The sequence below is a fragment of the Corynebacterium limaceinasi genome, assembly GCF_046717465.1.
In the GTDB taxonomy this organism is placed as follows: Bacteria; Actinomycetota; Actinomycetes; order Mycobacteriales; family Mycobacteriaceae; genus Corynebacterium.
Window position 1 is genome coordinate 2,473,336 of the sequence record NZ_CP177100.1, and the last position, 12,377, is coordinate 2,485,712.

Annotated in this window: 13 protein-coding genes; 6 read left to right on the plus strand and 7 right to left on the minus strand. The window is 57.7% G+C overall.

Annotated features, from left to right (window positions below):
• The first annotated feature begins 19 nt into the window (after nucleotides 1-19).
• The 6 genes from pepN to ACLI1Q_RS11905 all read left to right on the plus strand — a co-directional run bounded on the left by pepN (nucleotide 20) and on the right by ACLI1Q_RS11905 (nucleotide 7,297).
• Nucleotides 20-2,539, plus strand: a complete 2,520-nt coding sequence (gene pepN, locus ACLI1Q_RS11880) for an aminopeptidase N (RefSeq protein WP_239269569.1) — start codon at nucleotides 20-22, stop codon at nucleotides 2,537-2,539.
• 94 nt (nucleotides 2,540-2,633) lie between these two features.
• Nucleotides 2,634-3,182, plus strand: coding sequence for an RNA polymerase sigma factor (locus ACLI1Q_RS11885; RefSeq protein ID WP_005275963.1), 549 nt, complete (start codon nucleotides 2,634-2,636; stop codon nucleotides 3,180-3,182).
• A 129-nt stretch (nucleotides 3,183-3,311) separates the two neighbouring features.
• Nucleotides 3,312-4,238 carry a thioredoxin-disulfide reductase gene (gene trxB / locus ACLI1Q_RS11890; protein WP_005275966.1) on the plus strand — a complete coding sequence of 309 codons (927 nt, stop codon included), beginning with the start codon at nucleotides 3,312-3,314 and terminating at the stop codon, nucleotides 4,236-4,238.
• A gap of 7 nt (nucleotides 4,239-4,245) precedes the next feature.
• Nucleotides 4,246-4,569 (plus strand): thioredoxin, encoded by a 324-nt coding sequence (gene trxA, locus ACLI1Q_RS11895; RefSeq protein WP_023029766.1) that lies wholly within the window; start codon nucleotides 4,246-4,248, stop codon nucleotides 4,567-4,569.
• An 83-nt stretch (nucleotides 4,570-4,652) separates the two neighbouring features.
• The gene (locus ACLI1Q_RS11900; protein WP_034653713.1) at nucleotides 4,653-5,834 is read left to right on the plus strand and encodes an N-acetylmuramoyl-L-alanine amidase; all 1,182 of its coding nucleotides are present in this window, start codon (nucleotides 4,653-4,655) and stop codon (nucleotides 5,832-5,834) included.
• A 101-nt stretch (nucleotides 5,835-5,935) separates the two neighbouring features.
• On the plus strand, nucleotides 5,936-7,297 hold the full coding sequence (locus tag ACLI1Q_RS11905; protein WP_239269568.1) for an MFS transporter: 1,362 nt from the start codon (nucleotides 5,936-5,938) through the stop codon (nucleotides 7,295-7,297).
• 75 nt (nucleotides 7,298-7,372) lie between these two features.
• Here the strand turns inward: ACLI1Q_RS11905 and ACLI1Q_RS11910 are convergent, their stop codons facing one another.
• The 7 genes from ACLI1Q_RS11910 to rpmH are packed head-to-tail and all read right to left on the minus strand — an operon-like array spanning nucleotide 7,373 to nucleotide 11,705.
• Nucleotides 7,373-8,413, minus strand: coding sequence for a ParB/RepB/Spo0J family partition protein (locus tag ACLI1Q_RS11910; RefSeq protein ID WP_239269567.1), 1,041 nt, complete (start codon nucleotides 8,411-8,413; stop codon nucleotides 7,373-7,375).
• Nucleotides 8,414-8,419: 6 nt separating this feature from the next.
• Nucleotides 8,420-9,268 (minus strand): ParA family protein, encoded by an 849-nt coding sequence (locus ACLI1Q_RS11915; RefSeq protein WP_239269566.1) that lies wholly within the window; start codon nucleotides 9,266-9,268, stop codon nucleotides 8,420-8,422.
• A gap of 10 nt (nucleotides 9,269-9,278) precedes the next feature.
• A complete protein-coding gene (rsmG, locus tag ACLI1Q_RS11920) occupies nucleotides 9,279-9,878 on the minus strand; it encodes a 16S rRNA (guanine(527)-N(7))-methyltransferase RsmG (protein WP_239269625.1) in 600 nt (199 codons plus the stop codon).
• A gap of 33 nt (nucleotides 9,879-9,911) precedes the next feature.
• Nucleotides 9,912-10,895 carry a membrane protein insertase YidC gene (yidC, locus tag ACLI1Q_RS11925; RefSeq protein ID WP_284772017.1) on the minus strand — a complete coding sequence of 328 codons (984 nt, stop codon included), beginning with the start codon at nucleotides 10,893-10,895 and terminating at the stop codon, nucleotides 9,912-9,914.
• A gap of 13 nt (nucleotides 10,896-10,908) precedes the next feature.
• Complete coding sequence (gene yidD, locus ACLI1Q_RS11930; RefSeq protein ID WP_284772016.1) at nucleotides 10,909-11,190, minus strand: membrane protein insertion efficiency factor YidD; 282 nt, start codon at nucleotides 11,188-11,190, stop codon at nucleotides 10,909-10,911.
• The gene (gene rnpA, locus ACLI1Q_RS11935) at nucleotides 11,178-11,558 is read right to left on the minus strand and encodes a ribonuclease P protein component (protein WP_284772015.1); all 381 of its coding nucleotides are present in this window, start codon (nucleotides 11,556-11,558) and stop codon (nucleotides 11,178-11,180) included. The genes yidD and rnpA overlap by 13 nt, the downstream gene beginning before the upstream one ends.
• Nucleotides 11,559-11,561: 3 nt before the next feature.
• Complete coding sequence (gene rpmH / locus ACLI1Q_RS11940; RefSeq protein WP_005275994.1) at nucleotides 11,562-11,705, minus strand: 50S ribosomal protein L34; 144 nt, start codon at nucleotides 11,703-11,705, stop codon at nucleotides 11,562-11,564.
• Between the last annotated feature and the right edge of the window lie 672 nt (nucleotides 11,706-12,377).

Genomic DNA, 12,377 nt, shown 5'->3' on the forward strand with positions numbered 1-12,377 from the left:
GTAACTATAGTTTCTAACTATGACGACACAATGCTATAAATCCCAGCACGAGCTACTCCAAGAGCGCGCCGCAGCAGTAGACCTGCGGGCATACCACCTGCATTTGGACTTATCTCAGGTGAAGGAAAGCCCCACGTTTGGCGCGACGAGCTGCATCGAGCTCACCACCACCGAGCCCGAGCTTTTCCTGGACTACCTGGGAGAATCGGTAGAGCAGGTAACAGTTAACGGTCAGGCGCAGGACATCGACTTTGATGGCAGCCTTATCCGCCTCCACGGGCTACCGGTGGGGGAGGAGCTAACCATTGAGATCAGCGGCACCTCGCGCTACTCGCGTACGGGCCAGGGTTTGCACCGCATGCACGACCAGGCCGATGACGCGACCTATCTGTACTCGCACCTCGAGCCTTCCGATGCCCGCCGCATCTTCCCTTGCTTTGAGCAGCCCGACCTCAAGGCGCCGTTCCACGTCGCCATGACCGCGCCGAAGGACTGGCAGATCCTCTCCAACCAGCCGGAGACCGAGCGCGAGGAGCAGGGGGACAATGCCACGGTTCGCTTTGCGCCCACCCCGCCGCTCTCGACGTACCTCACCTCTTTTGCCGCGGGGCCTTATCAGTATCAAGAACGCGTCTGGACCTCGCCGGATGGCGAGCACTCCGCGCAGCTGCGCGCCTTTGCCCGCGCCTCCATGTTTGAGTACTTGGACGAGGAGATCTTGGAGCTTACCGCACAGGGCATGGACTATTTCCACGAGAATTTCGGCTTTGCTTACCCTTGGGGTAAGTACGATTCCATCTTCGTACCGGAATATAACCTCGGCGCGATGGAGAACCCGGGCCTGGTGACCTTTACGGAAAGCTATATCTTCCGCTCTAAGGCCACGCACAGCCAGAAGGCCGCTCGCGCAAATACCATCCTGCACGAGATGTCCCACATGTGGTTCGGCGATCTTGTCACCCCGCAGTGGTGGGACGATCTCTGGCTCAAGGAGTCCTTTGCCGAGTTCATGGGCGCCGATGCCTCCGTGCACGCCACCGCCTACGAAGAGGCGTGGGTCAACTTCGCTGGCGAGCGCAAGAACTGGGCCTACCTGCAGGATCAGCTTCCCACCACGCACCCCATCAAGGCCGAGATCCCAGACGTGGATGCCGCGCGCCAGAACTTCGATGGCATTACCTATGCCAAGGGCGCGGCCGTGCTCAAGCAGCTCGTGCACTACGTAGGCCGCGATAATTTTTACGCGGGCGCAAGGAATTACTTCCAGGAGCATGCCTTCGCCGCGGCCACCTTCGATGACCTGCTCACTGCCCTGAAAAAGCACACCGACCGCGACCTCGATTCCTGGTCAAAGGCGTGGCTGCGCACCTGGGGGCCGGATACACTTACCCCGGAGCTGCACACGGAGGGCGACAAGATCACCGAGCTCGCGGTGAGCGCCGAGGCCGAGGATACGACCCGGCCACACCGCCTGAGCGTGGCGCTTTTTGATGCCTCCTTGCACAAGTACCGCGAATTCGACATCGACCTTCCCGCCGGTGGCCACCGCACCATCGTGGATGAGGCGGCGGGGGAGAAGGCCCCGGCATTGCTGCTGCTTAACGATGCCGACCACACCTACACCAAGGTCCGCTTCGACGACGTTTCGCTTGCCACCATCAGCGATCACCTCTCCGAGGTCCAGGATGGGCTTAGCCGCGCGGTCATCTGGACCTCGTTGTGGAACCTCACTAGGGACGGGGAATGGAATGCGGAGGAGTACGTGGGGGTCGTCGCCAAGCACGCGCCCGCAGAGACCAATGCCACGCTGCTGACCACCGCTTACGGCAATGCGCACTTTGCCATCCAGCACTATGTGGCCGAAGACCGCCGCGAGCAGGTGCGCGCCGAATTCGCCGATGCACTGTGGGAACAGCTCGACGCCGCGGATCCGGGCTCCGATGCGCAGCTCATTCTGGCCCGCACCTCCATTGCCGCACTGGCCGCAACGCCTAAGGACTCCGGCACCGATCGCCTGCGTGACCTGCTCGCCGGCGCGGTGGCGGGCCTGCGCCTCGATCCGCAGATCCGCTGGTCCATCCTGCGCGCCCTAGCCGCCCGCGACGCCGTCAAACTGGATGAGTTGGAGGCAGAAAAGCAGCGCGATAATACGCTGACCGGCGCCGCCGAATTCTTGGGCGCTAGCCACGCCTTCCCCACGCCGCAGACCAAGCGGGCCGCCTTCAATAGCGCGCTAACGCCAGGGGAGTACTCCAATGCGGAGGTCGATGCCCTGCTGGCCGGCTTTAATGCCCCGCGCTCGGCGGAGCTGCAGGAAGAATTCGCCGAAGAGTTCTTCCGCCGCGTCGAAGAAATCTGGGATAACCACCCCATTGAGATAGCCAACCGGCTGATCCGCGGCCTCTACCCGGAATCTTCCATGGCGGAGTCCGCCACCACGGATCTCCTGCACAAGGATCTACCGGGTGCGCTGCGCCGCGTACTCCTAGAGTGCCGCGATCACCTGCGCCGCACCCTGCGCGTGCGCGCTCAGCAGTAGGCGGGTCAATAGACTGTACCGCCGCCGGCTCGCGCCGGAGTTCCCCTCGGGTCACAATTGCTTTAACACTTGTTGATCCGGGGGGAATCTACAGATGCCATTAAGTCCTGACCACAGCGACGAAGAATTAGTTGATGCTTTCATCGAGGGGGATAATAAAGCCTTTTCCGCCATCGTGGAACGCCACCGCAAGCGGCTGACCACCGTGGCGCGGCGTTATACAAGGAATGAATATGACGCGCAGGATGTCGTGCAAGAAGCCTTTCTGCGCGCTAGCTGCAATCTCCATAATTACCGGCGGGAATCGGCCTTAAGCACGTGGCTGCACCGCCTGGTGAAAAACACCGGCTACGACTATTTAAATCACCGGGCTAATAGGGAAAACGCCTCGCTCGATAGCGATGATTTTGCCGATGATCGCAATCCACTGCTGGCGCATAACCCATCTGAAAATCTTGCCGAGCAGCTCGTCGTCCGCGAGGCCATGGAGCTATTAAGGCAAGATCAGCGCGAAGCCCTCATGCTTACCGATGTCGCCGGCTTCCGCGTCAACGAAGTTGCCACCGCCCAGGGCGTAAAGCCAGGCACCGTTAAATCTCGCCGGGCACGCGCGCGGGAGGTCTTGCGCGAAGCCATCGGTTAACATCTCGATATCGCATCATTCTTGCATCAATTTCGCTGCGGCGAGCCTTTGCAATATGAACGATTCGCAATCTGGCGGGTAGACTCTTGACGTTACGCAAAATGACACTGTGATTTTAGGGAGTTAGCAATGACCGTCCACGATGTTGCCATCGTAGGTTCCGGACCTGCCGGTTATACCGCCGCGCTTTATGCCGCTCGTGCTGAACTCAGCCCCATTGTATTTGAGGGATTTGAATACGGTGGCGAATTAATGAACACCACCGAGGTAGAGAACTACCCGGGCTTCCAAAAGGGCATCATGGGCCCAGAGCTCATGGAAGAAATGCGCGCACAGTCAATCCGCTTTGGCGCGGATCTGCGCATGGAAGTCGTCGACTCCGTCGAGTTGGAGGGCGATATTAAAAAGCTCCACGTAGGCGATGAGGTATTTGAAGCCCGCACGGTAATCCTCGCCACCGGCGCCGCACCGCGCCACCTTGGCATTCCCGGCGAGGAAGAGCTCTCCGGCCGCGGTGTTTCCACCTGCGCTACGTGCGATGGTTTCTTCTTCAAGGGACACAATATCGCCGTCATCGGCGGCGGCGATTCCGCCATGGAGGAAGCTACCTTCCTGACCAAGTTCGCGGAGTCTGTCACCATTGTGAACCGCTCCGAAAACTTCCGCGCCTCCAAGATCATGTTGGACCGCGCCCAGGAGAACGAGCAGATTAAGTGGGAAACCAACAAGGTTGTCGAGCGCGTGCTTGAAGATGACGGCAAGGTCGGCGGCCTAGAGCTCAAGGACGTTGAGACTGGGGAAACCTCCACCTTGGATGTGACCGCCATGTTCGTTGCCATTGGCCACGATCCGCGCTCGTCCTTCCTCAACGGCCAGGTAAAGCTGAACGACAACGGCTACGTTGAGGTTGATCAGCCCTCCACTAAGACCTCGCTGCCTGGCGTTTTCGCTTGCGGTGACTTGGTAGATGATCACTATCAGCAGGCCATCACGGCCGCGGGATCTGGCTGCCGCGCTGCCATGGATGCGGAACAATTCTTGGCTGCAAACCGTTAGATCCAGTATGAGTAACGTCAAAAAGGTAACCACTGAAACATTCCGTTCTGATGTTATCGAGTCGGATAAACCCGTCGTCGTGGACTTCTGGGCGGAATGGTGCGGGCCATGCAAGAAGCTGTCTCCGATCTTGGAAGAGGTCGCAGATGAGCTCGACGGTGAGGTCACCATCGCCCAGGTCAACGTCGATGAAGAACGAAACCTCGGTGCCATGTTCCAAATCATGTCCATCCCAAATGTATTGATTTTCAACAATGGCGAGAAGGTCGATGAGTTCGTCGGCCTGCGTTCTAAAGATGACATCGTGGCGCAAGTGAAAAAACAGCTATAGCTGTTAATCTTGTTACTAAAGTTAACGAGTAGGAAATCTGCCATGCGGCCCAAAGTCCTAGGGCCGTGGAAGGGGTGAAAGGCGTGAATCGCGTTCTTCGGGTTGGTGATTCAAGTGTGCGCGTAGCTGAAGCTCGCGCCACCTTGGCTCGCCTTGGCCTCTTATCAGATTTCACGGGGGAACTGTCTGCCTGGAAAAAGCAGAAGTACTCCGAGACTGATAAGACCTTTGATGCCGATCTCGCTGAAGTGCTCAAGGCATTCCAGCAGTCTCGCGGCATCCTCCCAACGGGAGAGATCGACGATCTCACCCTGCGCGAATTGCGCCAAGCCTCTTATACCCTGGGCAGCCGCGTATTGAGCTACGAACCCACCAATGCGTTGGTGGGCGATGACATCTCTCAATTGCAGCAACAGCTACAAGAGCTTGGGTTTTATCAAGATCGCGTCGATGGCCATTTTGGCCGCACTACCCACGCTGCACTCACCGAATACCAGCACAACTGCGGGCTACAGGAAGACGGCGTGTGTGGGCCCGCGACCATTCGCGCGCTCAGCTTGCTCGGCCGCCGCATCACCGGCGGTTCAGCGCACAATATTGTAGAACGCGAGCGCGTGCGCAATGCCGGGCCGAAACTGGCTGGCAAGCGCGTGGTCATTGACCCTGCACTGAGCGGCCGGGACTCCGGCTTCACCGTCAAGGGCCGTTTTGGTGATATTTCTGAGCAAGAAATCCTCTGGGATCTCACCCAACGCATCGAAGGCCGCATGATCGCCGCCGGCATGGAAACCATTATTTCGCGCCCCCGCACCGATGATGCGGACGTGCAATCACGTGCCGAGCTGGCCAATGCCTTTGATGCCGATATGGTCATCTCTTTGGCGTGCGATTCTTATCCCAACGAAAAGGCCCATGGCGTCGCCACGTTCTACTTTGGGTCCGAATCCGGAAACTCCTCACTCATTGGTGAAACCCTTTCCGGCTTCATCCAGCGTGAAATAGTGGCACGCACCGATCTCCAGGACTGTTCCAACCATGGCCGCACTTGGGATCTCTTGCGCCTGACGCAAATGCCGGTGGTACAGATCTTTTTAGGTTATCTCACCAACCCTGAGGACGTCAAAATCCTGACCAACCCAAAGCGCCGTGACGATATTGCAGAAGCAATCGTCATCGCCGTCAAGCGCATGTACCTCATGGAGCAAGACACCGCCATTACCGGCACCTACAAATTCTCCGAGCTTCTTCAGGCGGAGCAGGCTTAGCCCTCCACGCTAGGTTTGGGGCGCAGGCATTCTTTTGTGGCGTAGCCACCGTGTAATATCAGTCCAGTTATTGACTACTACACAGTGAATGGATTCTCATTATGGGCAGCACAACCTCCGCCCCAATTTCCAGAAAAGAAACTCGCCGCGTGGTAGCTGCCACCACAATCGGAACAGCGATTGAATGGTATGACTACTTTCTCTATGCCGCAGTTGCCGGCCTGGTATTCAACCAGGTGATGTTCGGCCCCCTAGAAGGCGGGGTAGCCAGCATCGTCTCCTTCGCCTCCGTGGGCCTGTCCTTCCTGTTTCGCCCGCTTGGCGCGTTCCTAGCGGGCCATTTTGGTGACCGCCTTGGCCGCCGCCTCGTTCTCATGGTCACCCTTTTTGCCATGGGCGGGGCCACCACACTGATTGGCCTCCTGCCTACCTACGATACGGCGGGAGTATGGGCTCCCGTCCTGTTGATTTTCCTCCGCATCATCCAAGGCATCTCTGCCGGGGGAGAGTGGGGGTCAGCGGTACTGCTTGCAGTTGAGCACGCTCCCAACGATAAGCGCGGCCTCTTCGGCGCTGGGCCACAGATCGGAGTCCCCATCGGCCTGCTGATGTCCTCTGGCGTGCTGTCCATCATGAACATCATCGCGCCAGGGGATGCCTTCCTTGAGTGGGGTTGGCGCGTGCCGTTCTTGCTTTCCTTTGTCCTCGTGATCATCGGTTACGCCGTCCGCGTCGGCGTAGATGAATCACCGGTCTTTCAAGAGATCTCGGATAATAAGAAACGCGAGGCGGCAAACCCCATTGGGATCCTTTTCAAGCGGTATTTCCCGCTTGTCCTCGTCGCGGCCCTAGTCTTTGCCGGCAATGGCACCGTGGGCTATATGACCACCGGTGGCTATATCCAAAATTACGCCACCAACCCCGAGGGCCCGGTCTCGCTCGCGCGTGGCGATGTCCTCAATGCCGTCACCCTATCCGCCTTCACGTGGCTCATCTTTACCCTTTTCGCCGGCTGGTTATCGGACTACATCGGGCGCCGCGCGACATATCTCATCGGATTTGTCATTCAAGCAATCGGCGCAGCGGCCCTTTTCCCGCTGGTAAATACGGCGTCCCTGGGATTGCTTTATGCCGCCCTCATCTTCCTGACGGTAGGACTCGGGTTAACCTACGGTGCGCAATCTGCCATGTATACCGAGCTTTTCCCCGCATCCATCCGTGCCTCGGGCGTATCGATTACTTATGCCATTGGTTCCGTCCTCGGCGGCGCCTTCGCCCCGATGATCGCCGCAGCGTTGGTAGAAGCAACGGGCACGACCTTTGCGGTATCCGTCTATCTTGTCTCCGCAAGCATCGTCGGATTTATTGCAGCCCTACTCCTGCGCGAGCGCAAGGGCATCCCGCTTGGCGCCGAACACGAGGAAGAACAAGCCAAGGGCCACTTCATCTTTTCTAAAAAATAGTGCCCTCGCTCTGAAGAGGAGGGCACTAACGATGGGAACTCGGCAGGTACCTGGGGAACCTGCCGCAGGAGCCAGTTATTTATCCCGCTCCATCAGCGCCATGATGCGCTCGAAGTCTTCTTGGTCGCCAAATTCTACGACCATCTTGCCCTTGCGCTTACCCATGGTCACGGTGACCTTAGTATCGAAGCGATCTGAGAGGCGCTCAGCCGAGTCGGTGAAAAATTGCGGCTGCGGTACCTGAGACTTCTTCTTATTCTCCGCAGGCTTCCCGTCGCGCTTATACAGCGTCACGGCTTCCTCGGTGGCGCGCACGGACAGGCCTTCCGAAATAACCCGGTCCGCGATGTAGTCCATCGCTTCCTTGTCATCGAGGCCCAAGATAGCGCGGGCGTGACCAGCCGAGAGGGTGCCTGCGGCGACTCGCTTTTGCACTTCCACAGGCAACCGCAACAGGCGGAGCATGTTGGTCACCTGCGGGCGGGAGCGGCCAATGCGGTCCGCTAGTTCGTTCTGGGTAACGCCGAACTCTTCCAAAAGCTGCTGATAGGCGTGTGCCTCTTCCAAAGGGTTGAGCTGGACGCGGTGAATGTTTTCCAGCAGGGCATCGCGCAGCAGGTTGTCATCTTTGGTATCGCGCACGATGGCAGGGATGGTGGCCAAACCAGCCTTGGAGGAGGCGCGCCAACGACGCTCACCCATGATGAGCTCAAATCCGCCCTCCTCGGAGGGGCGGACGACGACCGGCTGCAGGAGGCCGAATTCGCGGATGGAATGAACCAGTTCGCTGAGCTCATCCTCATCAAAAACGGTACGCGGCTGCTTGGGGTTCGGGACGATTTCCCCCACGGAAATCTCGCGGTAGGTCGCCCCGATTGCTGCCGGCGTAGCTTGCCGCTTCTTGGAGGACTTGGACCCAGAGCCTTGTTGGATGGTGGGAGCGCCCTTCACGCGCTTCTCACCGCGTGCCTTACGCTCGCTATTGCCCGTGGAATTTCCCAAGATAATATCTGCGGCGGAATCACCCAGCCGTGGCTTGCGGGTGGGCGCGTCGGGGCCGGACGGGATGAGAGCGGCCAAGCCTTTGCCTAGGCCACCTTGCTTTTGTTCTGCCATGAAATCCTATCCTTCCAATTCCGCATAAATTTCGGGGCTCACGCCAATCGCCCCCGTAGTGGGATGCGGGCGATAATCACCGCGCCTGTTGAGCTCGCGAGCCGCGGCGAGATACGCCCGTGCACCCGTGGATGAAGGGGCGTAATCAATCACCGTGGTCCCGTAACCAGGTGCCTCTGAGACGCGCACGGAACGCGGGATGACATTGCCCATGACAACGGCGCCAAATTGCTCACGAACGTTATCGGCCACATCCTCAGCCAAACGCGTACGTGCATCATACATGGTAAGGAGCACCGCAGAGATATGGAGATCTTCATTGAGGTGCTCGCGAATCATCGTGATATTGCCCAGTAACTGGCCCACGCCCTCCAGTGCGTAGTACTCGCACTGGATAGGAATGATGACTTCTTCCGCACACGTCATGGCATTGATCGTCAGCAAGCCCAAAGATGGCGGGCAATCGATAAAGACGTATTCAAAGCCGTGATCTTCTAGGAACCCTTTATGCAGGGCATCGTAAAGCCGAAACTCGCGGCGCACGAGAGAGACCATCTCAATTTCCGCGCCGGCGAGATCGATAGTCGCGGGGATGCAATAAAGGTTGGAATTGTGCGGGGAAGCCTGCATGGCCTTTTCCGCAGTGCAATCACCCAAGAGCAATTCATAGCTGGAATCAGTCCCTGAGCTATGTTCCGCGCCCATGGCGGTCGATGCGTTTCCCTGGGGGTCAAGGTCAATGACCAATACCTTCTTGCCTTCAGTAGCAAGGGCTGCGGCCAAGTTAGCGGCGGAGGTGGTTTTACCTACGCCGCCCTTCTGGTTGGCAATGGTGATAAGGCGCGGATTAGTCATGCCGTCTACTTTAGTTCACGCGCGGGACACGGATAATCGTGGTTCCGTGAACGGTCGTGACCTCGGCTTTTCCGCCGCCGGCTTTCTGAATATCCGCGGCATCGCGCTCTAGTTCTTCGTGTACAGAAGAACCCTTCAGCGCGATCATTTCCCCGCCCTTACGCACCAAGGGAAGAGACCACTTTGCCAGCCTTCCCAGGGGTGCTACTGCGCGGGAGGTCACCACATCCGCGCCGACCACTGCCTTTTTAATGGGGCCTTCTTCCGCGCGCCCTCGCAACACGGTGACATTATCTAGCCCCAGCTTTTCGGTCACCTCGTTGAGGTAGTTATAGCGCTTTAAAAGCGGCTCAATGAGCGTGATATGCAGATCGGGGCGGGCGATGGCCAGCGGGATGCCGGGCAGCCCGGCACCAGAGCCGACATCGATAACCGTGGTGCCTTCCGGAATGACTTGTTCAATGACGGCGCAGTTTAAGATGTGGCGCTCCCACAGCCGCGGTACCTCGCGCGGGCCGATAAAACCACGAGTGGACCCGTCTGTAGCGAGCGAATCGTGGTATTCCTGCGCGAGCGGCAGGCGAGAGCCAAATACTGCAGACGGGTCCATCTCGGACACTATGAGAATCTCCTCAGTAGCTGTTTAATTGTCGTTCTTCCGCTGTTTCTTGGTGCGGTTATCTTTCTTGCGAGCGCCTGGCTTTGGAGCGGTGGTGCGCTTGGCCTCAATCTTAGCGGCCTCTTCCTCTTCTTCTTCGCGGTCCATCTTGCCGTAGATGATGCGGGTCTGGAAGAAGGTCCACACGGTGTTGGACAGCATGTAGAACAGCAAACCGATGGGCCAGATGAAGCCGGAGAAGATCAGCATTGCGGGCATGACCCACAGCATCATCTTGGACATCATGGCCATCTGCTGCTGCATCATTTCCGCATTCTGACCCTGCGGAGCCGAGGTCTTACCCTGGGCGCGGCGCTTTTCTTGGCGGTTCAGGCTCATGCGCGCGTTGAAGTGCATCAGCACCACAATGACGGCAATCATCGGCACAATAATGAACGCCGCTTGGGTGGTGGTGGTAACGCCTTCCACCAAGGGCGAGTTCAGGCGCAGGTTCGTCACCAGCGGAACGCCAAAGATCTTGGCATCCAAGAATTGCTGGACGAGCTCCGGTTTAAAGATGTAGTTCGCAGTATTGGCATTGTCCTCAATGGACATCGGCTCGCCGCTGGGGTGTCCAAAGCCGCCGGCTACAGACACCGTGCGGTCGAAAGAGCGCAGCACGTGGAAAAGACCAATGAACATTGGAATCTGCACCAAGACCGGAAGGCAGCCGGCCATCGGGCGAACGCCAGATTCCTTATAGACCTTCTGCATTTCCTGCGCGGCGCGAGCCTGATCGTTGCCGTACTTCGCGCGGATTTCCTGCACTTTGGGCTGGATTTCCTGCATCTTGCGTGAAGATCGAATCTGGCTCACGGTGGGCTTGACCATGAGCGCCTTCAGCGTCCAGGTCAGCAGCACGATGGCCAAAATCCACGTAATGCCCCATGCGGGATCCATTACGAGGGATAGCAGCCAGTGCCAGAACCATAAAACGGCCGAAATTGGCCAGTAAATGAAATTAAGCACGAGTGTTTAATCCTCAGTTGTTGTTGGTGACCGGTACCGGGACTGGATCGAATCCGCCCGGATGCCAGGGCCCACATTTGCACACCCTAGCCATTGCCATCGCCGTACCTTTAAGCGCGCCATGTCTGGACAACGCCTCTAAAGCATAAGCACTGCATGTCGGTTCGAACCGACAGGTTGATACCATCTTAAGGCCCGAGACATGTTTTTGGTAGAAACGAACCGCTTTAACCAACGGTGTGGCCAGTCCAGAGGCTGCAGGAATTTCTTCCCCACGGGTATTTAAATATCCCATTGCTTGCGCAGCGCCTTAGTAATATCTTTTTCTAATTGCTCACTGGTAGCAGTCGCGCTTGCAGGTAGCGCACGAACCACGACATCCACGCCCGCTGGGAGCTTGGGGATAAGTGTCATGCACACATGGCGAAGCCGCCGGGAGGTGCGGTGGCGTACCACTGCATTCCCGACGGCTTTAGAAACAATGAGGCCGAATCGCGGCCCGGTGGCCGCGATCTCGGCCGGATTGCCCATGGTGCCAGTGGAATTCGCACTCATGGTATCGCGCGCATGCACGACGACGGTGCGAGTGCCCTGCCGGCGACTGCCCTTCATCGTCCGCCGAAATTGCGGCGGCGATGTGAGCTTGTGGTGGGCTGGCAGCATAACTTATGCGGACAGCTTTGCGCGGCCCTTCTTGCGGCGAGCGGCCACAATTGCACGACCGGAGCGGGTGCTCATGCGAGTGCGGAAACCGTGCTTACGTGCACGGCGACGGTTGTTCGGCTGGAACGTGCGCTTACCCTTTGCCACGTCAATTCTCCTTGAAGTTGTACGTGGACATACTGCCGCCACAAAACGGGAGCATATCCACTGATGAATGGATTCCATGAACCTGACGCGTCACTGTTATCCAAATGCTCGGCGAGCTTTGGTAGCCCAGCCAATGCGAAGTGACGCTGTCCTGTTCACGCGCAACTCTCTGTTGCAATAGACCATGCCAGATTACGTGATTTAAACCGCTGGAAACAAATCGACACTCGGGTACACCCGAAATTACATAAGTGTTTTTTCCTGCAGCTAGAAGGCCAGTTTTGGCGCTCATGCTGCGGCTAATCCTTCGCGCCGCAATGGTCTATAGCCGCCTGCATTTTAAGTATAAATCTTCCGTTAGACACACCCACCTTTGCGGCGGTAGAACTAAGGAATCGAATTCCACAGCACGTGCACCGTTGTGGATAACTCTAAATAACCACTTGAGAGTTTTAGCGTTTCCGCAGTACAAGACCATAAAGTGGCCTATCACAAGTTATCCACAGCCATGCACTAAGCTGTGAATAACTATTTCTTCCACACCTGTGGATAACTCTGTGGAGATCGAGGTGACTCGATAAAAACCACTGTGAAAACCGCGGTGGAATCCACCGTGGAATTTGTTATTTACTGTCCACCCGTCCCCGAGAGAATTATTGAAGGTAGCCCGTT